Source organism: Acinetobacter sp. X9 (assembly GCF_054889255.1).
This window is the reverse complement of record NZ_CM142679.1, coordinates 2,111,495-2,132,210: the sequence shown is the minus strand read 5'-3', so window position 1 is coordinate 2,132,210 and position 20,716 is coordinate 2,111,495. Positions and strand designations below refer to the sequence as shown.

Below are 20,716 nucleotides of genomic sequence, written 5' to 3'. Positions count from 1 at the left end.
TTTTGTTGAAAACTGTTGCCCTGCGTTTTGTTAGCCAATTGAATAAGAACAATAAGCTTAAGACCTAATGAGTGAGATTAGGTCAAATCAAGTCCAATTTGATTTAGTTAATTTTTACATCTATACCAAATTGAGCGTATAGCTCTTTAATGGTTTCCAAGTCTTTTTGTAAATCAGTCGGGTAAATTTTACCTAAAATCCCACCTTGTTTACTTCGAGCATTGGCATACATTAAAACAATAGGAACATTGGCTGCTTTTGCAATATGCCAAAAACCTGTACGGATAGGCTTACGTTCAGAGCCATCTTTAGCACGTGTAGCTTCTGGAGCAATCACTAAGTTAAAAGTTTCATGGGTTTGAAATTGTTCAACCATTTGCGAAACGATATCTTTACTTGCTTTACGATCAACAGGAATGCCACCCAATTTTTCTAAAATTGGCTTAAGTGGGCCTTTGAAAAGTTCTTTCTTTATTAAAGTATGAATTTTGATGTCTAACATTTGGAATAGGGCAATCGAGAGCACTGCATCTAGATTTGAGGTATGTTCAAAGCCAATAATAACTTGTTTTTTCTCAAGAATTTGTGGGTCTACATTGTAGGTCCAACCAACGGCTTTAAAGATAGAGTTACCTAGAAATTTTTTCATACATCAGTGCAAATTGATAAATTTTCAGGATTCTAATATGAGTTTGTAAAAAAGCCTAGAAAAATTATGAAAGCTAAAGTAGAGCACAAAAGTTAAGGATTATCTAAGTTCTAAAATACTTTAAAAGTTCTTTTTTTATTTTTCTCAAACTTCGTCTGAAAGTAATAAACCTAGATAATTTTAAAATTAAGATACTGGCTGTGGTATCTCTTCATTAATTAAATATTCAATATATTTCCAAATTTTTTCAGGGTTAATAAGGTTTTTATCTGTCGTTCCATCAATAATCATCCCATCAATAATGGAAATAATGATATGAACAAGGGGCGTTGGATTTTCTATACCTAATTGATTAAGCTTTTCATGTAATAGATTAGTCAACCATTTTGTATATTCATAAAATGGTTCACGAATTGAAGTATATTGTTTAGATACTTCAATAAATGCCTTTTTAAATAAACAGCCATTAAATGTTTCGCTATTGATCCATTCAATATACCAATTAAAAATAATATGAATTTTCTCAAGAGGACTAGCATCTTGATGTAAATTTAATTGTTCATTGATTGAGTTTTGAATATTTATGTTTCGATGTTGCAAGCATTCCATAATTAAATTTTCCTTTGACGGAAAATATTTATAAAAAGTCATTTTTGCAACATTTGATTCAGCAATAATACGGTCAACACCAGTAGCATTGTACCCAATCTGATTAAATAAATTTAAAGCAGTATTTATAATATCTTCTTTTTTTGACATTACTATTCCATATAGTTAAAACTAATTATAACTTAATCTAAAATATTAAATTTTTAATACAAATTATGATAATAAAAAACTGATTTTGATTCAAGTTGAGATTGTGATAATGATTATCATTAATTGAAGTTTTTTTTAATTTTTCATTTGATTTCGTACGATTTTAATTCTAATATTAATCGATGAAGGAACATATTTAAATATTAATTTAAGTCATTGTTTTTATAATAAAATATGTAAAAATCGATCATGCTTCAATAAGTTTAATGAGAGCGGATATGCCTAAGAAATTTGAGAATTTTAATAATCCTAGAAAGAAAGCACTCGCAGGGATGAAACAAAGCATTTCAGCTGAACTATGGGAAAAAAATTCAAACTTTTTGACCCGATTAAGAGCAAAGATTGCGAAACATCCTGTATCTCATCATCCTGCAATCGATACTTTAAATAATGGCGAAATTAATAAAGAAGATTTAAAAAAAATTCATTTAGAATATCGCCATGCAATTGTGCAAACTTTTACTGATGCATTGCTCATGGCCCAATTTCAAACTAAACAATTAGAGCCTAGATTGCATGCTGGTGCAAAAATGTTCCCGCGTTTTCTTTTGAGTTTAAATATTTTTGATGAGTTTGGATTTCGGCCAGGATTGGATAAAGACGGCTACTACCAGGGAAATCCTGAATATGCTCATTATCCCTTATTTGAAGATATATTGAATGATTTCGATATTACAGAACAAGATCGTCTAACTTATCACCCGACTGAAATTGCAGATCAGGTTAGAGTATTTTTAGAAAATGCTTATGATGACTATAAAGCTGTTTCAGCCTTACTAGCAGTCGCAGAGGAAGAAGTCATTCTGTATAGTCCACCTTTACGTAGAGCAACTAAAGCAGTTGGTCTAGATGTGGAGGGTGGTGGTTATTATCATGTACATGGTATCTCTGAGGATGAAAGTGCTGAAGCAGCAGATGACGATCATGAAGAAGATTTATGGTATGTCTTGATGCAAGCTTGTACAGAAGAAGACTATAACTATATTGAAAAATTATGCTTAGAGTATTGTGATTTATGGGAAAAGTTTTGGGATACACAAATAGAGAATTCTGAGCCCATGCGAAAGCAAATCTTAGCTTAATAGATGAAAGATGGATATTTAGTACGGAACATAAGTGTATTTTAAAACATCTAAAATTTAGGGATAAAATAAATTTAAATTTTGAGTATTTTTTATAAGAGTAAAGCATATTCTATTTAGATATATATTAAAAAACCCCATAAACTTTTTGTTTATGAGGTTCGGTATTTGGTGGGCCCACACAGACTTGAACTGTGGACCAACGGATTATGAGTCCGCTGCTCTAACCAACTGAGCTATAGGCCCTATAAGTCAGAAAAGCTTTTAATCTCAATGCTTTTCAGTGCGTGCAATACTAATCAATTTTTTAATTAAACACAAGTTATTTTCTGAACTAGACGTAAACTAAACCTAAAAAATTTGTGTCATGTTGGTTAATATTTCAAGCGATAGTGATTCTAGCTTATGTGTACTTCAAGAGTAAAGTGGGAGAAGTTATTTATCGATCAATTAGAATTTATTCCAACAATCTATTGTGACGATGACTTAATTGTATTTGTAGTTTGAGACATTAATTTATATAAAATAAATTTTGTTTAAAATATAATCAGGAAGTGTAGATGTGCTGTTTGAGTGTTGTAAAAATATAGAATTAGAAAAAATTATTTAAGATAAATATAAAGGGTGATTAAAAATATTATATATTTTCATATTGTAATTAAGCTTTAGATACATGGTAGATTGCCTTTTTAATTATATTTTTGAAAAATAATAGTTACAATAATTCTCTTAATAAGTTCTATCCTATATATAGTAAAAAACATAGACTATTATTGTTAAATGACTTTAGAAAATAGCATCATTAATTTTTAGAGTAGGTCGAAATTTAAACTCAACTTAAAAATTAAACACTGAGATATAAAGTTAGCAACTTTAATAATGAAACATAAAAGTAACGAATAAAGGGATTCAATATTTTTTGATGCAAATAAATTTAATTAAAATATAATACTTTTTCTTAAGGTGTTGTTATGTTTTTCTAAAAAAAGCTGTTAAGGGCGGTAATAGAAATTTCTATCATTAAAATATCTTTCCTTCTCTAAAGTATTTTCTATATAAAACCTAAATTGTGATTGTCTTCACAACAATACAAATGTTTGTATCTTATAAACTTTATTCTTGACTAAAACACTTGGTTTTAATAAAGTATAAGTGTATTTTTTACAAAACAAAATATTATTGCTTAATCCTGAAATACAACAAGAGGCCTACTTTCTAAGTAGGCTTTTTGTTTTTAGTAGTATTTAGAGATATGGTACAGAGTAATGAGCTTAAGCTTTAAATAAACTAGATTTAACAAGAATCAAAATTATAAAAATCCTTAGACTTTCAGAACTAACCTATAAAGTTTTATAAATTTTCTTGAATAATTTTAATTAACTCTCTAGCTGCTTTAGGTAAAGGGCGGTCTTGGAGCCAAATTAAATAAATAGATAGAGGTAAATGATTTTTTGTATTTTTAAAATCTAAAAGGACTAAGTGACCTTGATCAATTTTATCTTGTACTAGTGATAATGGAAAATTTCCCCAACCAAGTCCAGCTTCAACCATATTAATTGCTGTTTGTAGACTATTGGTTTTCCAGTACATTGCACCAATAATTGAACGGGGATCTTTCATTTCATGTTCACTACTCGCCACAACAATTTGTCTAATATTGATTAATTCTTCAATAGAAAACTGCTTTGTTCTATCTTGTAGAAGAGCGTGGTTAGAAGAAATCGTAGCCGCCACTGTTTCAGTCATTACCAATTGTAGATTCTCGCGCATTTTTATATTGAGGTCTGAACCCGCTAAGCAAAGACTGATTTGCTCCGTATAAAGTAAATTAACAATGTCGTCTTGGGGAGCAGTAATCACTTCTATGTTTAGTAAAGGGAATTTATCGGTTAGTTTCTTTATTGAATGGAATAATAATTTTGTATTTACATCGGAAACAACGCCAATACGCAATTTACTTTCAAGTCCTAAGGAAAGTTCATATGCATGATTGCTAAATAGCCTAAGTTGTTCAGAAATGATCCGTGCTTGAGGTTCCAAGGCTAATGCTGTAGCGGTAGGAATGACCTTTCGAGGAGTCCGTTCAAATAATATATAACCCAATTCTGCTTCTAAATTAGCAACGGCCATACTTACTGCTGATGGGACTCGATTTAGTTTACGAGCAGCCGCAGAGAAAGAACCCGTATCGAGTACGGTTATGAAAAGTTCAATATTTTCACTGTTAAAATTCATTTTGATATCAGTTGAACTGAAAGCTATTAACTTTATATATGATTTTGACTGAAATTAAAATATAAGGAATTAAGCAGAGTTTGTTGATTATGCAAGGTATAAAGCGTCGAATTGTATATGTTTCTTCCTATGAAATAATCGGAATGATTATTTCATCAGTAGGGTTAGCGATTTTGGCAGGTGATAGTGTTGAACATACTGGACCACTATCTGTCATGATTACGACCATCGCTGTAACTTGGAATTTTATCTACAATATTTTATATGAGAAATGGGAAGCTAAACAAAGCAGTCATATCCGTACAGTTAAGCGTAGAGTTGGACATGCCATCGGTTTTCAGCTTACTTTGGTTCTGTTTTTGATTCCTCTTATTTCATGGTGGATGGATATTTCACTGATTGCTGCTTTTTGGTTAGATGTGGCCTTTATTATCATTATTCCTGTCTATACTTTTATATTTAATTGGAGTTTTGATAAGTTATTTGGATTGCCTATTTCGGCACAGGCTAAAGCGCTAGCAGAATAACCGTAAAATTATTTAATAAGCTATCAAGGTGATTAACTTTGATAGCTTATTAAATTCAATTATTTAATTTGATCAATCACTAATTGTTTTGAAAACTTGAGTTGAGCTTTCTTGGCGAAAATGTAGTAAATCAATGCAGTAGAGATAAGTCCTACAAGCCACGATAAATCGATTCCTCCTAACATTGCCGCAATTTGACCCGTATAGAATTTACTATCAATAAATGGTAGTTGAATCAAAATACCTAGAAAGTAGCAGGTAATTCCAATCCGATTCCAACGGCCATACTTGCCATTTGGATCATAGAGTGCATCTACATCACATTCTTCTTTAGAGATAAAGTAGTAATCAACAAGATTAATAGCACTCCACGGAATAAAAAAGGTAAGCAAAAACAAAATAAATGCTTTAAAGGCGCTTAAAAAAGTATGTTCACCTATAATTGCAATAAAGGTTGAGACTACAACCATAGCAAGGACAATCAATAATCTTGTTATTTTTGAGATTTGATTTGTCGATTTGAAACTATTCCAAATCGTAGCAATACACATAAAACTGCCATAGGCATTTAAGGTCGTTAGAGTAACTTTCCCAAAAGCGATACTAAAATATAGAAAGGTTACGACAAGGGCAATTGGGTTCATACCCACAACATATTGAACTTCATTTCCAACAAAATTGCCGTTTGCAACCTGAGCGATTAAAACGCCTAAGCTCATAGAAATCTGTGAGCCAATTAAAGAACCTAAGCCGACAGCCCAAAAAACACGAGATGAAGATGTTTTAGTTGGAAGATATCGAGAATAATCTGCAACATAGGGACCAAAAGAGATTTGCCAAGAAGCAGAAAGGGAAACTGCTAACAAGAATGAAGACCAGCTGAAATGACGTACTGCTAAGAGTTCAGAAAAATCAGAAAGTGCGAAGATCTGAGTCAAAATAATCACAAAAGCAATCAAACCAATAATACTGGCTACTTTGCCTACCAAATGGATTAAACGGTATCCAATCGTTGCGAATAAAATGATTAAACTTGCATAAATTAAGATACCAGTTGTATTGCTGACATGTGCCAAATGTGCAATTGCTTTACCCGCTAATACCTCTCCAGTTGCGGTAAAACCAATATACATAAGGCAAACGAGTATGATTGGAATACAAGCGCCATAAACCCCAAATTGCACACGGCTTGAAATCATTTGAGGGAGACCAAGTTTAGGACCTTGGGCAGCATGCAGTGCCATGACGGCAGCACCAAAACATTGTCCTACTAATAAGCCGATAATAGACCAAAAAACATCTCCGCCTAACACAACGGCTAGCGCGCCTGTCACAATGGCTGTGATTTGTAAGTTGGCACCGAACCATAGGGTGAATTGAGCAAATACTCCGCCATGTCTTTCATTTTCAGGAATAAAATCAATACTTCGGTTTTCTATAAAACTACTATTAGGTTTCCCAGCCGATGAGTCCATTTCACTCTCCTTATCCTTTAAGACCCATCCTATTCTTATTTATTCATATTTGTATAAGCAAATATAAACATGTATATACAAGTAATTTTGAGAAGAATCAAATATTTTTGAAGTATGGGACGTTAAAATTGAGTTAAATAATTCATAGATAAATAGAAAAAGTATTTGACAGATTTTATTTTTTTAAAGTTAAATGATAAAAAAATAATATATAAAAAAGCCCTCTGAAGAGGGCTCGATTTTATGCGTTTGCGTCTAAAACAAGTTGGAAATAAGTGGGAAGTTCAGAAAATTGTACCAGTTGGGTCTTATCTTCTTGCTTAAAATAATACTGATAATTGGGGGTGTCTAAATGGTTATCTAGATATTGGGTTGCATCTGTAAACTGTGCTTTTGCAATCGGCTTATCTTTCTTGCATTTAATAATAACAGGGTTTACGGAGTTTAATTTTACAGGAACGCCATTTTCAAATTTAGCAGTTTCAATCAATAAGGAAATTTTGAAATCACCGAAGGTTACACAGAAGTGACCTCCATTTTCAGTCTTAATTTCTCTGTCAGAGAAAAGATCTTTAAATAAATTCTTAAGGGATTCTCTGTGTTTATCTAAAGCAACTTGAAATTCATGATCACGTTGCTCGATCTTTTCTTGCTCTTCTTTTAGCAATTTGGCTTGCTTTTCAATTGTTGTAAAATCCAGCTTCATTTTAATATCTCCTTTGGTTGTTTTAAAACTATATATGGCAATCTTTTATTAAGTTTTAAAGAAACATACAGTATTTGTTACAACGGAATAATTAAGATGAGCTTTTGTATAAACCATCACAAATGTAAAAAATATTTTGAAAATATAAGAATTTAAAGAAATAATTTATATACTTGAAATGCTGCTACATATTAAGTATAGATTTTTAATGTAGCAGCATATTTCTTATTTTGTACAATGTTTTGCCATAAGTGGAGTGCTTTTAATTTTAAAAAATCCTCCGCTACTCATTACACCAAGCATTACTAAAACTGTTCCTACTAATTGCCAGATATTGAGGGCTTGTCCAGTAAGTAGAGCAATTATCATACTGAACACTGGCACAAAGTTAAAAAAGACAGAAGCACGACCAGCACCTAACTTTTGTATGCCATTAAACCAGAATAGATAAGCAATCATGGTAGAGCAGATAACAACATATCCCATGGCTAAGTGCGCATTTATAGGGGCAGATGTAATCGCTGTAAGAGGATCTTCAAATATCACACTCAACAAACCAAGTGTTATTGCCCCGAACAGCATAGAAAAAGTTGTTGTTTCTAAGGGAGTAGCATTTTTTACATAACGGCGAGACAGTACATTTGCAAGACAAAATCCAAATGCGCCCAATAATATAAATAGATCTCCAATGTCTATTTTGAGGTGCAGCAAAGTCGTTATATGTCCCTGACTAATCACCAGTAACACGCCACTTAAGCCAAATAAAACGCCTAAGAATTTATTAGTAGTAAGTTTTTCACCATCTAAAAGGATTGTCATTAATAGAGTCATTAATGGCGTGGTTGCCATAATTAAAGCACCGTTAACAGCTGATGTGGTTTGAAGTCCATAAAAACAGCCAATGTTAAATCCCGCAATTCCGATAATACCAATAATCAGATAGATAGCTAGATTCTGTCTTAAGGCTGTCCATCTAAGCTGGCCTGTTATTGAAAAGATTAAGAGTAAGCCTAGACTTGCAATAAAAAAACGTTCAGACGCAGCAGATAACGGGGGCATATGTTGAATAATATAAGACATTGCATTAAATGCAGATCCCCAAAAAAACATCGTTAAGACAACACCAGCATAGGCATAAGCCACCGTTCTGTTCATGGACAGGCTCCCATTAAGAAAGGTTTTATTCTCGACAAATCTATAAAGGTGTACAATTCCATATTAATACACTTCTAATGTGAAAATTTGCACAATGATTGATTGGGAAAATTTGCATTACTTTTCAGTTTTTACAGAAGAAAAGTCACTTTCTGCTGCTGCCAGAAAATTGGGAGTAGATCATGCAACTGTATCTAGAAGAATTGCCCAGCTAGAACAAAATTTAAAACTTAAATTAGTTGATCGTAGGCCACGGACATACATTCTGACTCCTGACGGAGAACGTCTTGCACAAGTAGTTGCTCGTATGATGGAAGAAACTTTTTCTATTGAACGTTTAACTCAAGCAGGTCAGCAAGAAGTAATGGGAAGTGTCTCTATTAGTATGCCTCCTTTAACTGCTGCACATCTCATCATGCCTCATTTGGGTAAATTTTATCGCCATTATCCGCAATTAAAATTACGGGTGCTCGGTGATGTTCATTATGTTTCTTTACAGCATAGTGAGGCCGATATTGCGGTACGATTTGGACGTCCTAAGGATGAAAATTTAGTTGCTCGAAAAGTAGGTGAAATACCTTTTGGAATATATGCAGGTCCAAATTATTTAGCTTCAACAGATCCTGAAAATTATGAATGGATTAGTGTAGAAGTGGGGGGAGTGCATGGTCAAAAACAGCAAAAGTTAAAAGAAAGGTTAAATCATAAAGAACCGATAATGGTTAGCAATAATCCCGAGTTACAGTGGAGAGCTGCATGTGGGGAAATTGGTTTAGCGGTCTTACCAGATTTTTTAGGAGCTCTTAGTAATTTGGTCAGATTACAAGATGATTATCCGATGAGTGCTGAAATATGGTTAGTCACACACGAAGATTTAAGGCATAGCCCTGCAATACGTGTAGTAATGGATTTTCTAGTAAGCTGCTTCGAACCTTTCAAAATATAAATTTTCTTTAATAAACAAGGTAGAAATTGATAGTTACACCCAAGTGGTTTCATCTAGTTATCAGAAAAAAAGCCTGCATCTTCACGTGCCTGTTTTAAAGCTAAAATAAAAGATATTAGTAAAAGTAGCCCTATGAGGAAAAGAAAAAGATCAATTTTACTGATCGCGTAACCTATACTTGTAGCTCCTAGACTTAGTAAAACAATACATAATATTTTCCAAAAAATGAGCATGTTACGTTCTGATAAAAGCCTAAGAATATTGTTTGTAATTGAAGGGGATTTCTAAATTTATTTATGTTTTTTTTATTATAGATTATGTAATTCTTTATAATTTTATAAAATTCATTTTCTATTAAGCTTATGAAAATAAAATAAATTATTTTTAGGTCATATGTATCGCTTTCTTTCTTTTTTTCTTAAAATTAAGTTTTTATTAATTAATAGAATGATAATTCTTTAGAAACACTATAAAATAGGATTCTAAAATATAAATTTAATTTTTTAATTATTATAAAACAATATCTTAATGTGATTATTTAAATTTTTGTTAAAAAAAAGACTTGATTTTTAAGCTAAATTTTGGAATTATAGTAATGCAAATTGTGATCTATTTCCCACAATTTGTATTTCAGGTTAAGTGGTTATCACTAATGCTCATTTGCTATTTTTGCTTATGAGCATTTTTTTATGGGACTTTTTAATATAACTACAAAATTTTGGAAATATTAAGTTTTAAGATTATTTAGCTGAGCTAAGCTTAATTATTTTTAGTAAATTTTAAGAGATAAATTAATCATAGTGAATAGTCACCGTCGCAGTGGCTTTAACCTCACCTGCGGTCACATTGGTGGCGGTCTGATAATAACGAGCAGTTAAGGGGATATCGTACTCTATAGTCTGATTAGAGCTGACTATGCCTATATTTTGTTTTATTGTTTTTTGAATTGGGGTAGTGGCACCATTCATATTCCATAATAATTCTACACCCACACCATTGGCTTTGGTTGAGTCCGCGGCACTATTATTAATGACCTGATTATTTGTAGAGTCAGAAGTATAATCAAAACTTAAACTGATCATATTACTTGTAGATATACCAGAAGTATTTTCGCCGCCGTTACATAAAATTGATAGATTAAAATTCTGTTCTCCTTGGGTTGAACCAATCGCTTTAAAACCTGACTTTGTAACAGTTGGGAGCTGAATGGGTATATCCACACCATTTTGAATTTCACACGATGAAGATGCAATTCGGATAGGAGCATTACTTAATACAGTTGTTGTTAATAAAGGTCGATTTAGTTGTCCTGTTACATAATAACTACTATAACGGCCAGCTACTAATGCTCCAGAGCCAGTAATTTCAGCAGTTTTAATTATCTCCATAACGAAATATCCTTGTGAAAGCGTATATGGTGTATTTGGAGGTAATGGCTGTGAGTATGGATAATATCCTGTAAAATCTGAAACATCTGATGTTTCGCGATAAAGACGAATACCAATACCAGGTATATTTGTCGCAAAGACATTATTTCCAATAGGACTAATAGGATAATTTAAAGGGAGGATGGCATTAATCAGATCACCGGGACGGTTACAAGTTGCAGTTGAGTCATTTGGAGAAATTGCAAATGTACTTTTCTGTAAGATAGTCCCTATAGGGTCCGTAGGACGAACTACAATTGTTCCAACTGTCATTATAATGTCTATTGTTTTAAACCCTTTACTTAGAATGCAATTTGCATTTGTATGACTATATGCAAATAGACTCATCGCCAAAAATCCAATTTTTTTTAAGATATTGTTCATTTACACGCTGCGTTTGTCATAATAATTGACTGATTGTTATGCTTTATTTGATCCGTGATATCGTATTCAAGCTCGCACTTTTCAGTACTCTTATCACCCCATTTCACATATAAACGGTCATGTGTTAAAGGGGTTCGTAAATAAATACGGCTGCCTTGCGCAACAATACCTATCACTTCGTTATTTTGGTTGTATACCTGTGCTGCAAAAGGTAAGTGTGAGCCATCTAAAGTGGTCGTGCTAATAAAAAGTGCATAACCTTTTTTTGTTGTGAATTGAACTTTAGTGATTGAGCCTGCATAGGGAGCAATACGTAAGCTAGTTTCAGCTAGCTCAACCTGAGTAGACATGTTTTGCGGATCAAGACTAATGTCATTCATATGGTAAGGCGTAACATAGGGGATAACCGCATATCCATTTTTGTTTATGCTGAGGCCTGGTGTATTACCGACTTGTGCTCCTGTTGCATCTGGTGCATAAACTAAAACCATTGTTTGTGCTTGATCTGGCCCAAATAGAATTCCTTCGGAGTGGGCAACGATATTGCCACTCAAGTTAAGCATTTCTTGTTGATATGAGTCAGCGTAACTGAATGAAGCACCTAATGTTGTGTAGTTTGTCTTATAGTTGCCATTAATGTTGAGGTTTGTTTGACCATGGTCTTGACTAGAAATTGATGCGCCGTAATTCAAACGGTTTCCTGTAAAACCGCTAAAACTCAAAATTTGGCTATCTTTACTTAGAAGACTATTTAAATTTAAAGAGCTTTTCTTAAAATCTAAGGGAAAGGATAGAGAAATGAGGTATTGAGTATCTTGGTCAGCTCGCCCACCAGCTTCAATAGTTTCACTATTAATTGCAGAGAAACTATAAGTTAAATCTTTAAATTGGTTGCTATAACCTAATTGGAATTGCTTATTAGTAGTAGACTGGTTCCAATAGTTTGTCCACGAACCTACTAAATAGAAATTTCCCCATTGGTTTGGAAGAGCTTGATTTAAATTAATCTGGAATTCACTTTTTTGCTTACCTACCGAAAAACTATCAATGTTTTGCTCTTGTAAGTCCCGAATTAAAATTGCATCTCGTAGCTTGATATAGTTTTGTGTTGAATAACGATAAGTTGCTAGTGTTAAGTTAGTATGCGTTGGAGAAAATAACTTATTGTAACTTAGACGATAACTTTGCCCTGTCATTTTAGGTTGATGGGAAAAATTGGCATTTGACTGAGTTGCATCAAAAGAAATAGCACCAGCTGGCGTTGAAAAAGCTGTACCTAACAATACAGAGAAATACTGCTGCGTTCCTTGAATTGCGCTATAAGTTGTAAGGTAATTATTGATTCCGCGTTGATATTTACCCTGTATTAGCCATGGAGTTAACTTAATGTTTGGGTCTCGAAATTGTCCTAACGTGAATGAATATCGGCTTATTTGAGGACGTAACATTTCAATGACAGAAGCATATGGAATAGAATATTTTTGAACTATTCCATTAGATTCAAGTACCGAAACTTGTAATTCACCTCCAAATCCTGTGGGATAGAGATCATTAATTTCAAAGTTCCCAGGTGGAACAGTGGTCTGGTAAATTAAATTACCTTGTTGTCTAACTTCGACTTTTGCATTGGTTTTGGCATAACCTCGAACTCTTGGAGCATAACCGAGCATGCTATTTGGAAGCATTCGGTCATCACTTGAAATATTCATTCCACGATAGGGCAAAGAGTCAATAAAATCGCTATTAGTAAAATAATCTCCTAAAGTCACAACACCGTGAATATCGGGAAACGCCTTTTGTATATATGTATTTGTCGATGTATAAGAAGAATTATTAGATTGGCTTTGCCATTTCCATTGTCCATTATGGCGAAACTGCCACCTTGCTAAATTTGCTCCAAGATTGGTTCCCATAAAAGCATAACTATTTTGATGTTGTTCATTGACTATTCGATATGCTGTGGCGTTATAGCTTAAAAAAGCTGCATTAATACCGCGATCCCATAAATGTGGATCGATATAGCCTTGCGGATTTTTTTCTAAGACGACTTGCGGGATCGAAATATCAATTCTTAAACGGGAACTATCAAATACATAAAAAGCACCATCTATCCATGACGCGAGAGCTTTACATGAAGGTGATGAATTAGAATCATGTTGACTTAGAACATCAGCTTTTACGCCATATTCAAGCAACGCGGCTTCTGTAAAACATGTTTCAGCATTTGTGTTAGGAGCTGGGGCAGTAAATCGCATACGCCGTTTACCCAGCCATTGACCATTAATATAAACATCTAAGCTATATTCACCAGGCAAGATCGGGTTTCCGTATTTGAAGCGAGCTATATCAATTTTTTGTGCATTACCTACTAAGAAATTGCTATCAAATTCAGCCTTTGTAAAATGTGGAGCATCAGTATTATTTTCAGCATATATAGCCACAGGCATGAATAGCGTAATACTTGAGACGACATACCAAGTAAAGGGGCTTTTTAAACATATATAAGGTATAAACCATTTAGACATAGTTCTAGAGTCTATTCATGATAGGTTTTAAATTTTCTTAAGTAATACAATGAGGTTAGAATTTTATTGGGTGTTCAACTCGTCCACCGTAATCATTGATATATACAAAGCTCATATCGGCTAAGTTTTTATTTTTTAGTTTAATTTTATCCTCTGAATAAGGGGCAATCATTAAGCCTTGTTGCAATAAGTCTGTTTTATGGCCTTCACTTCCTTGAAAAATGGAGGTAATAGTAAGAAAAAAAGGTGTCGGATTTTTTATCATTAGATATTGATCATTTATTTTCCACTCGACTTTGTCACTTAGTTGATCAATATTTTCTTTTAGATCTATAGGGCGGTAAAAAAATTTAATTCGCGAACGAACAGCGAGTTGCAAAAAATTGTTAGAGGTTGTTGTGGTTTGACCTTGTTGAGTTCTCCCTTCAGGTTTAGGAGGTATATCTAAAACATTAAGCCAAAAAATAGATTCTTGTTGTTGGCTTAGTTGAGATGTAGTAGGCAACGCTGTAATTCTTAAGGTTTGCCCCTTAGTTGCTTCTACTCTTGAAATTGGTGGAGTAATAATGAAAGGTACATTTGTTTCATCTGGTGTTAAATTTGCATTTCCATCATCGATCCATGCTTGAACAAGAGACGGGGCCGTGCCGTTATTACTTAGTTGTAATGTGATCTCACGTGCATTTGAAGGGTAAATGACACGAGTACCATGTAAAACAATTTCAGTATGGCCTGTAGTAGTGAGCGCTACTTGCAGACAAACTAATCCCCAAAAAAATTTACGACCACGAAAAAGCATCAGTCATATTCTCAATAATAAATAATAGGAAGGAGATAGCTTCTATTCATGAATAGAAGCTTCAATTTTAAGTTTATTGATAAATGATCGTGTATTTTACTTGCGATGTTACCGTACCAGCAGTAGAAGCACCTGTAGCATAATATTCGGCATAATAGTTAAGATCAGCACTACCGCCTGCTGAAATATTTACCCATTGTGAATTCGTTTGAGTTTCATTTGTGCTTGTAGCAAGTACAGGAATTACAGCGTTATTACTGCCAAGTAACTGAATATTTACATTTGTTGCTGCACCAGAAGTTGCTTGGTTTAATAAACGACCCGTATTAAAGTCAATGGTTGCGCCTGGTTCAAAATAAGTTGCGACTTTACCTGCAGCAGCACAGTTCGTTAAATTAATTTGAAAAGGTGTGCGACCAGCTACATCACCAGCATTTTTTAAGGTTTGAGATGAAACAGTAGGCAAATTGATTGTTAAATTTTTATCTCCAGTATCAATAGTACAAGTATTATCCGTGACAAGACCATTAATAGTAATTGTGCCATCTGCTGCTTGTGCATTTGCTATATTTAAGAGAGAAACCCCCACCACAAAAATAAACTTTTTCATAAAATCCCCAAAATATATTTTTAAAATAAAATCCATTACTTTTCAGTAATTTTATTCTGATTAAGTAAGGCGAAGGAAATATATCACTTTTCAATCAAAAAACAAGAGAAACATTATATTTATATATATTTTGATCAATTGTTTTTATTAATAAAAATTAAAAAAAATTATTTTTATCATTTGGTAAAATAGCAAATTGGTTTTTACTTAAAATGAAATTTAAAAACTGGTAATATCTAAGTGCTTGTATTCTATTTAATTAATGTAATTCTAAAATATTTAAGATAATAAATATTTAATATTTTTATATAAGTATTTGTTTTTTAATAATAAAATTATTTTGTGTGTATCTTATAAATATATTTAATTTTTTAAGAATTTTTTAAGGTTCAATTCCTACTGTTTTAGTTGTAATTCAATAAAAGATAATCTGGAGTTCAGTTCCATGAATACTATGAAGTATAGCTATAAACCTAATTACTTTTTCTTTGCTCATAAATTAGTTTTATTTTTAAAGGATTATCTCATCAAGCATCCGACGGAGCAGCAAACAACGTTTAACTTGCAAACGATTTATGACATCTTTAGCCATGATCTTGCTTCAAGTACGACAAACCTTGAAGGTATCTTAAATATTGCAGATGAATATGTTTTTGAAACAGAAGATGGCTTACTTCCATTAATTAGCAAGCATTCAGTCAATCTCAAAAATCATGTGCTTTCTTTAGAATTTACACCTCAAGCCTTGGCAAGTCTGTTATCAGGTCATTCGTTAGTAAATCCTAAAGCAGCTTAGATTTTCTTTTAAGGTAGAGTGAACTCATATAAAATTCATAAAATTTATTTTTAAGAGTTATTTATGAGTAAAGACTTCAAGGCTTTAACTTATATTGCGGATGAAAATGTAGCAGATACAGTGACTTGGCTTTTACACCATCAAGATGTTTTTGATTCTTTTAATTTTGATGTGTTGAGCCAAGAATTCACAGTAACGCATGCAGCAGGAAAGGATATTATTCGAGTCGGAACCTTTCTGAATGCTACTTACGGAATATTAGTAACTTCTATATAAATGAAAAAAGCCCTGAATAATCAGGGCTTTTAAATTTTCTAATTTGAGTTAAGCACTCATTGCATCTACTGATAAATCAGCAACTGTTGGCTTTGGTTTTTCAGCCGTTAAACCTAGTTTATTAAATAAAGCTTGGTCTTTACCTTCACCGGCATTTGGTGTGGTTAGTAGTTTATCACCAGAGAATAATGAGTTTGCACCAGCCATAAATGCTAATGCTTGGTCTGAATCACTTAATGATTCGCGGCCCGCAGAGAGACGGATATAACTATGCGGCATGATAATACGCGCCACAGCAATAGTACGAATCCACTCAATTACATCAAGCTTTTCAACATCAGCTAAAGGTGTTCCTTCAATAGGAACAAGCATATTGATTGGCACAGATTCAGGGTGAATTGGTAGGGTAGCTAGTTCATGTAATAAACCAATTCGGTCTTCACGACTTTCGCCTAAACCTACAATACCGCCACTACAAACTTTCATACCAGCTTGACGAACATAATCAAGCGTATTTAAACGGTCATCAAAAGTACGAGTACTAATGATGTGAGAATAATACTCACGAGATGTATCTAAATTGTGGTTATAGTAATCTAAACCAGCAACTTTTAGGCGTTCTGCTTGAGATTGGTTAAGCATGCCTAAAGTCATACAGGTTTCCAAACCTAATGCTTTAACTTCACGTACCATTTCTAAAACATAAGGCATATCGCGCTCATGTGGGTTACGCCAAGCAGCACCCATACAAAAACGTGAAGAACCTGAATCTTTTGCAGCTTTTGCTTCACTAATCACTTTTTCAACAGCAATACGTTTTTCTGCTTCTAGTTTTGATTCGTAATGTGCCGATTGTGAGCAGTATTTGCAATCTTCAGGACATTTACCCGTTTTAATAGATAAAAGGGTACTGACCTGAATTGAATTGGCAGTGAAGTGCTCACGATGTACTTGTTGAGCCTTGAAAACTAAATCCAAAAAAGGTTGTTCATATAAAGCTTGGATTTCTTCACGATTCCAATCATTACGTAGAGTCATTGTCATATCCATGATGATGGCATTAATTCACTATACATAATCATACAGAATTCGTATTAAAGCTATAGGGCAAAAAACATCATTTTTTTAATTTGATAGCTGAAGTTGATTAAGTTGCTGTTCAATTGCCCAATCAATATGCACATTGACGATTTCGTCATGTAAATTTTTGCCATTTTGTAGTTGATCTACAATTTCTTTTGAATAAGGAGCATTTCCTAATCCGATTGCAATATTACGTTTAAATGATTGATAACCTGTCCGGCGGATAGGGCTACCTTCCGTATTGGCTAAAAAAGTGGCTTCATCCCACTGCCAGATATCAAGCAGACTAATATTATCTAACCCATGTCTAGGATTAAAATCAGAAATAGATGCTGTTTTGGCAAAGCTATTCCAAGGACAAATTAACTGGCAGTCATCACAACCAAATATTCGGTTTCCAATACCTGTACGTAATTCTTCAGCAATAATTCCTTTATATTCGATAGTTAAATAGGCAATACAACGTCTTGCATCTAACATATAAGGCTCGACAATTGCTTGCGTCGGGCAAATATCAATACAAGCGCTACAAGAACCACAATGTGCTGTTGCAGGCTCGTCGAAAGGTAGCTCGAGTGATGTAAATAGCTCACCTAATACGAAAAAAGAACCTGACTTTTTATGAATGAGCAAAGTATGTTTACCTGTCCAACCCATTCCAGCACTTTCAGCTAATGATTTTTCAAATATAGGCGCCGAATCTGCAAAAGGACGAGATTCAAAGTCACCAACTTTTTCACGAATTCGTGTTGCTAGCGTTTTCAATCTACCACGCATGACTTTATGGTAATCACGGCCACGTGCATAGCGGGCGATAATGGCAGAATTAGGCTCTAAAGGTACATATCGAGGCTTTGGAGATTCCACAAGATAATTCATGCGGACACAAATAATACTTTTTGTACCAGGCACTAATAGGGTTGGATCAGCTCGCTTTTCTAAATTTTCTTCTAAATAGGTCATATCTGCATGATAACCACGTTCAAGATACTCTAAAAAACGTGGCATTTGCTCTTGAGCATCTGGTTTTGCGATGACACAATCAGCAAAACCCAAGTCTAATGCTTGAGCTTTGATCCATGCTTTTAATTCATGTGGATCAATTTGTTGCACTGCAATGCGTGATGTGTCGGAAGATGTCATAAACCAAAATGCAAGAGGATAATAATATGCAGGCGGTAGTTTATCATAGCGATGATATTCGAGCATGGGAGCAGCGTTGGTTTGCTGCACAAAACTCCTCATTAGGTTTAATGCAACAAGCAGCTTGGTCAATTGCACAGCAACTTATTGAGCTTTTTAAAGATCGGGCTATTAAGAATATTGCTATTTGGTGCGGACAAGGCAATAACGCAGGTGATGGTTACTTTATAGCAACTTATCTGAAACAAGCTGGATTTCATGTTGAAATCTTTGCAGCTCAATTGGGTGAGTCAACCGATTTACATTGTGCAGCGCAATTTGCTAGAGAAATGAAAGCCCAAATTCATCCAAATTTTGATATTAAAAGAACATTTGATTGTCATATTGATGCGTTATTTGGCGTAGGCTTAAATCGTGAATTAAATACTAATTGGCAACAGGCTATTCAACAATTTAATGAACAATCTGGTCTAAAAATTTCAGTTGATATACCTAGCGGATTACAAGCAAATACAGGACAAGTCTTACCTTGTGCAGTGAGAGCTGATCATACCTTTACTATTTTAGGCCTTAAAGCAGGATTGTTTACAGGACAAGGAAAAGAATATGCGGGACAAGTTCGTTTAGTTAGTCTAATTCCTATAGACCACGAGTTGAAACCCTTAGCTTATTTGTCACCCACAAACATTAAACTTCCTCAGCGTATGGCATTTGGCCATAAGGGAAGTTATGGGCATGTTTTAGTGGTGGGTGGACATGAGCAAATGGGCGGTGCAGTTATTATGGCTGCTGAAGCTGCCTTTCATGCGGGTGCAGGCAAAGTGACAGTGGTTTGTCATCGCAACCACCATCAGGCCATTTTGTCGCGGGCACCTAATATTATGCTTCGTGATATTAATGCTTTAGATGAAAACAATATTAAAGAGATTCTATCTCAGGTCGATGCAGTCTGCTTTGGAATGGGATTAGGCCGTGACGATTGGGCAAAGCAGATTTACCAACAATGGTTTAATTTGTTAAATCAGAGTACACGCCTAGAAGTTGTTTTAGATGCAGATGCTTTATGGTTTCTAGCTAAACAGCCTGAAAAGTTAAATACACATATTTATGCCACACCTCATCCTGGTGAAGCCGCTACTTTACTTGGTTGCTCTACAGCGCAAATTGAAAATGACCGAATTGCTGCAATTTATGCCTTACAACAAAAATATGCTGGCCATTGGGTGCTTAAAGGAGCGGGTAGCTTAATTTTAGAAGATAATTTGTATATCTGTACGCAAGGTAATGCTGGTATGGGAACAGGTGGAATGGGAGATGTGTTAGCAGGAATGATTGCGAGCTTAAAAGCTCAGTTCCACAAAGGTATTGCATTACATGAGATAGTGACTCTGCATGCTCAAGCAGGTGATGAACTTGCAAAACAAGGTATGCGTGGTTTACAGGCTTACCAAATGAATCAAGCCATTAGTCAGGTTGTAAATCAATAAATTTTTAACGTCTACGACTGCTAGAACGACTTCGCCCACGTGCCATACCACCTAAGGCATTTAAAACAGAAAGTTTACTCATGCTTCCCGATGCATGAGCATGGCAAATGGCAGCAGCAAGGGCATCGGCTGCGTCGGATTGAGGTTTAATGGTCAAATTAAGTAAACGCATCACCATCATTTGAACTTGTTCTTTATCGGCAGCGCCATAACCAACCACAGACTGTTTAATTTGACGGGCAGTATATTCTGCAACTTGTAAATCTAAATTCACTAATGCGGCTATGGCAGCACCACGGGCTTGTCCTAGTTTTAAGGCAGAGTCTGGGTTTTGAGCCATAAAGACTTGCTCAACCGCAGCTTCAGTTGGACCATGGAATTTCACAATTCGCTCAACGCCAGCAAAAATACGTTTTAAGCGTTCTGGCATTTCTTGAGTTTCTGTTCGGATTGTACCGGCATCAACAAAACGTAGTTTACTACCATCTTTTTCAATGATTCCATAACCTGTTAAGCGTGAACCCGGATCAATACCAATAATCAATGCCATGTGAAGACTTATATAAATAGTTTAGAGAGTATTGTTACATAG

20 protein-coding genes and 1 tRNA gene are annotated in these 20,716 nt (G+C 34.2%); 6 read left to right on the top strand and 15 right to left on the bottom strand.

Annotated elements, in window-relative coordinates:
• Nucleotides 1-103: 103 nt before the first annotated feature.
• Nucleotides 104-649 (bottom strand): 1-acyl-sn-glycerol-3-phosphate acyltransferase, encoded by a 546-nt coding sequence (locus ACYU0V_RS10160; protein WP_002114566.1) that lies wholly within the window; start codon nucleotides 647-649, stop codon nucleotides 104-106.
• 186 nt (nucleotides 650-835) lie between these two features.
• Nucleotides 836-1,408: a TetR/AcrR family transcriptional regulator gene (locus ACYU0V_RS10155; RefSeq protein WP_199112392.1), complete on the bottom strand. Its 573-nt coding sequence runs from the start codon at nucleotides 1,406-1,408 to the stop codon at nucleotides 836-838.
• 278 nt (nucleotides 1,409-1,686) lie between these two features.
• Between ACYU0V_RS10155 and ACYU0V_RS10150 the strand changes: the two genes are divergently transcribed.
• Nucleotides 1,687-2,550: a hypothetical protein gene (locus tag ACYU0V_RS10150; RefSeq protein ID WP_461847286.1), complete on the top strand. Its 864-nt coding sequence runs from the start codon at nucleotides 1,687-1,689 to the stop codon at nucleotides 2,548-2,550.
• Between the two features lie 169 nt (nucleotides 2,551-2,719).
• Here the strand turns inward: ACYU0V_RS10150 and ACYU0V_RS10145 are convergent.
• Together ACYU0V_RS10145 and ACYU0V_RS10140 are read right to left on the bottom strand one after the other, a co-directional pair.
• Nucleotides 2,720-2,796: transfer RNA gene (locus ACYU0V_RS10145), tRNA-Ile, on the bottom strand.
• Between the two features lie 1,104 nt (nucleotides 2,797-3,900).
• Nucleotides 3,901-4,785, bottom strand: coding sequence for a LysR family transcriptional regulator (locus ACYU0V_RS10140; RefSeq protein WP_336029084.1), 885 nt, complete (start codon nucleotides 4,783-4,785; stop codon nucleotides 3,901-3,903).
• An 89-nt stretch (nucleotides 4,786-4,874) separates the two neighbouring features.
• On the opposite strand from ACYU0V_RS10140, the gene ACYU0V_RS10135 reads away from it, so the two are divergent.
• On the top strand, nucleotides 4,875-5,312 hold the full coding sequence (locus tag ACYU0V_RS10135) for a PACE efflux transporter (RefSeq protein ID WP_461847283.1): 438 nt from the start codon (nucleotides 4,875-4,877) through the stop codon (nucleotides 5,310-5,312).
• A gap of 59 nt (nucleotides 5,313-5,371) precedes the next feature.
• Here ACYU0V_RS10135 and ACYU0V_RS10130 read toward each other — a convergent pair whose 3' ends face one another.
• The 3 genes from ACYU0V_RS10130 to ACYU0V_RS10120 form a co-directional block, all read right to left on the bottom strand.
• Complete coding sequence (locus ACYU0V_RS10130) at nucleotides 5,372-6,787, bottom strand: purine-cytosine permease family protein (RefSeq protein WP_032034789.1); 1,416 nt, start codon at nucleotides 6,785-6,787, stop codon at nucleotides 5,372-5,374.
• A gap of 241 nt (nucleotides 6,788-7,028) precedes the next feature.
• Nucleotides 7,029-7,493: a hypothetical protein gene (locus tag ACYU0V_RS10125; protein ID WP_057070708.1), complete on the bottom strand. Its 465-nt coding sequence runs from the start codon at nucleotides 7,491-7,493 to the stop codon at nucleotides 7,029-7,031.
• 225 nt (nucleotides 7,494-7,718) lie between these two features.
• Entirely contained in the window at nucleotides 7,719-8,648 is a 930-nt protein-coding gene (locus tag ACYU0V_RS10120; protein ID WP_005076361.1) for a DMT family transporter, read from the bottom strand.
• Nucleotides 8,649-8,742: 94 nt separating this feature from the next.
• Between ACYU0V_RS10120 and ACYU0V_RS10115 the strand changes: the two genes are divergently transcribed.
• On the top strand, nucleotides 8,743-9,594 hold the full coding sequence (locus ACYU0V_RS10115; protein WP_174725802.1) for a LysR family transcriptional regulator: 852 nt from the start codon (nucleotides 8,743-8,745) through the stop codon (nucleotides 9,592-9,594).
• Nucleotides 9,595-9,647: 53 nt separating this feature from the next.
• Here the strand turns inward: ACYU0V_RS10115 and ACYU0V_RS10110 are convergent, their stop codons facing one another.
• From ACYU0V_RS10110 to ACYU0V_RS10090, 5 genes are all read right to left on the bottom strand, one after another.
• Nucleotides 9,648-9,827, bottom strand: a complete 180-nt coding sequence (locus tag ACYU0V_RS10110) for a hypothetical protein (RefSeq protein WP_031948130.1) — start codon at nucleotides 9,825-9,827, stop codon at nucleotides 9,648-9,650.
• 558 nt (nucleotides 9,828-10,385) lie between these two features.
• Entirely contained in the window at nucleotides 10,386-11,405 is a 1,020-nt protein-coding gene (locus ACYU0V_RS10105; protein WP_104074622.1) for a fimbrial protein, read from the bottom strand.
• On the bottom strand, nucleotides 11,402-13,930 hold the full coding sequence (locus ACYU0V_RS10100) for a fimbria/pilus outer membrane usher protein (protein WP_461847279.1): 2,529 nt from the start codon (nucleotides 13,928-13,930) through the stop codon (nucleotides 11,402-11,404). Before ACYU0V_RS10100 ends, ACYU0V_RS10105 begins: the two co-directional genes overlap by 4 nt.
• A gap of 55 nt (nucleotides 13,931-13,985) precedes the next feature.
• Nucleotides 13,986-14,729, bottom strand: coding sequence for a fimbrial biogenesis chaperone (locus ACYU0V_RS10095; protein WP_017399866.1), 744 nt, complete (start codon nucleotides 14,727-14,729; stop codon nucleotides 13,986-13,988).
• A gap of 73 nt (nucleotides 14,730-14,802) precedes the next feature.
• On the bottom strand, nucleotides 14,803-15,339 hold the full coding sequence (locus ACYU0V_RS10090) for a fimbrial protein (RefSeq protein WP_025466589.1): 537 nt from the start codon (nucleotides 15,337-15,339) through the stop codon (nucleotides 14,803-14,805).
• A gap of 445 nt (nucleotides 15,340-15,784) precedes the next feature.
• On the opposite strand from ACYU0V_RS10090, the gene ACYU0V_RS10085 reads away from it, so the two are divergent.
• Complete coding sequence (locus ACYU0V_RS10085) at nucleotides 15,785-16,135, top strand: hypothetical protein (RefSeq protein WP_017386793.1); 351 nt, start codon at nucleotides 15,785-15,787, stop codon at nucleotides 16,133-16,135.
• Between the two features lie 63 nt (nucleotides 16,136-16,198).
• Nucleotides 16,199-16,411, top strand: a complete 213-nt coding sequence (locus ACYU0V_RS10080) for a hypothetical protein (protein WP_002121471.1) — start codon at nucleotides 16,199-16,201, stop codon at nucleotides 16,409-16,411.
• A gap of 48 nt (nucleotides 16,412-16,459) precedes the next feature.
• Here the strand turns inward: ACYU0V_RS10080 and bioB are convergent, their stop codons facing one another.
• Nucleotides 16,460-17,449 (bottom strand): biotin synthase BioB, encoded by a 990-nt coding sequence (gene bioB / locus ACYU0V_RS10075; protein WP_002121433.1) that lies wholly within the window; start codon nucleotides 17,447-17,449, stop codon nucleotides 16,460-16,462.
• Between the two features lie 87 nt (nucleotides 17,450-17,536).
• Nucleotides 17,537-18,637 (bottom strand): tRNA epoxyqueuosine(34) reductase QueG, encoded by a 1,101-nt coding sequence (gene queG, locus ACYU0V_RS10070; RefSeq protein WP_214286403.1) that lies wholly within the window; start codon nucleotides 18,635-18,637, stop codon nucleotides 17,537-17,539.
• A gap of 26 nt (nucleotides 18,638-18,663) precedes the next feature.
• Here queG and ACYU0V_RS10065 point away from each other — a divergent pair, with 26 nt between their 5' ends.
• Nucleotides 18,664-20,124 (top strand): NAD(P)H-hydrate dehydratase, encoded by a 1,461-nt coding sequence (locus ACYU0V_RS10065; RefSeq protein ID WP_461847275.1) that lies wholly within the window; start codon nucleotides 18,664-18,666, stop codon nucleotides 20,122-20,124.
• A gap of 4 nt (nucleotides 20,125-20,128) precedes the next feature.
• Here ACYU0V_RS10065 and ruvC read toward each other — a convergent pair whose 3' ends face one another.
• The gene (ruvC, locus tag ACYU0V_RS10060) at nucleotides 20,129-20,674 is read right to left on the bottom strand and encodes a crossover junction endodeoxyribonuclease RuvC (protein WP_002121356.1); all 546 of its coding nucleotides are present in this window, start codon (nucleotides 20,672-20,674) and stop codon (nucleotides 20,129-20,131) included.
• Between the last annotated feature and the right edge of the window lie 42 nt (nucleotides 20,675-20,716).

Bases quoted from the DNA above. Each gene is read 5' to 3' on its own strand.
- ACYU0V_RS10160 (WP_002114566.1), bottom strand. From the start codon at position 649: ATGAAAAAATTTCTAGGTAACTCTATCTTTAAAGCCGTTGGTTGGACC.
- ACYU0V_RS10155 (WP_199112392.1), bottom strand. From the start codon at position 1,408: ATGTCAAAAAAAGAAGATATTATAAATACTGCTTTAAATTTATTTAAT.
- ACYU0V_RS10150 (WP_461847286.1), top strand. From the start codon at position 1,687: ATGCCTAAGAAATTTGAGAATTTTAATAATCCTAGAAAGAAAGCACTC.
- ACYU0V_RS10140 (WP_336029084.1), bottom strand. From the start codon at position 4,785: ATGAATTTTAACAGTGAAAATATTGAACTTTTCATAACCGTACTCGAT.
- ACYU0V_RS10135 (WP_461847283.1), top strand. From the start codon at position 4,875: ATGCAAGGTATAAAGCGTCGAATTGTATATGTTTCTTCCTATGAAATA.
- ACYU0V_RS10130 (WP_032034789.1), bottom strand. From the start codon at position 6,787: ATGGACTCATCGGCTGGGAAACCTAATAGTAGTTTTATAGAAAACCGA.
- ACYU0V_RS10125 (WP_057070708.1), bottom strand. From the start codon at position 7,493: ATGAAGCTGGATTTTACAACAATTGAAAAGCAAGCCAAATTGCTAAAA.
- ACYU0V_RS10120 (WP_005076361.1), bottom strand. From the start codon at position 8,648: ATGAACAGAACGGTGGCTTATGCCTATGCTGGTGTTGTCTTAACGATG.
- ACYU0V_RS10115 (WP_174725802.1), top strand. From the start codon at position 8,743: ATGATTGATTGGGAAAATTTGCATTACTTTTCAGTTTTTACAGAAGAA.
- ACYU0V_RS10110 (WP_031948130.1), bottom strand. From the start codon at position 9,827: ATGCTCATTTTTTGGAAAATATTATGTATTGTTTTACTAAGTCTAGGA.
- ACYU0V_RS10105 (WP_104074622.1), bottom strand. From the start codon at position 11,405: ATGAACAATATCTTAAAAAAAATTGGATTTTTGGCGATGAGTCTATTT.
- ACYU0V_RS10100 (WP_461847279.1), bottom strand. From the start codon at position 13,930: ATGTCTAAATGGTTTATACCTTATATATGTTTAAAAAGCCCCTTTACT.
- ACYU0V_RS10095 (WP_017399866.1), bottom strand. From the start codon at position 14,729: ATGCTTTTTCGTGGTCGTAAATTTTTTTGGGGATTAGTTTGTCTGCAA.
- ACYU0V_RS10090 (WP_025466589.1), bottom strand. From the start codon at position 15,339: ATGAAAAAGTTTATTTTTGTGGTGGGGGTTTCTCTCTTAAATATAGCA.
- ACYU0V_RS10085 (WP_017386793.1), top strand. From the start codon at position 15,785: ATGAATACTATGAAGTATAGCTATAAACCTAATTACTTTTTCTTTGCT.
- ACYU0V_RS10080 (WP_002121471.1), top strand. From the start codon at position 16,199: ATGAGTAAAGACTTCAAGGCTTTAACTTATATTGCGGATGAAAATGTA.
- bioB (WP_002121433.1), bottom strand. From the start codon at position 17,449: ATGACTCTACGTAATGATTGGAATCGTGAAGAAATCCAAGCTTTATAT.
- queG (WP_214286403.1), bottom strand. From the start codon at position 18,637: ATGACATCTTCCGACACATCACGCATTGCAGTGCAACAAATTGATCCA.
- ACYU0V_RS10065 (WP_461847275.1), top strand. From the start codon at position 18,664: ATGCAGGCGGTAGTTTATCATAGCGATGATATTCGAGCATGGGAGCAG.
- ruvC (WP_002121356.1), bottom strand. From the start codon at position 20,674: ATGGCATTGATTATTGGTATTGATCCGGGTTCACGCTTAACAGGTTAT.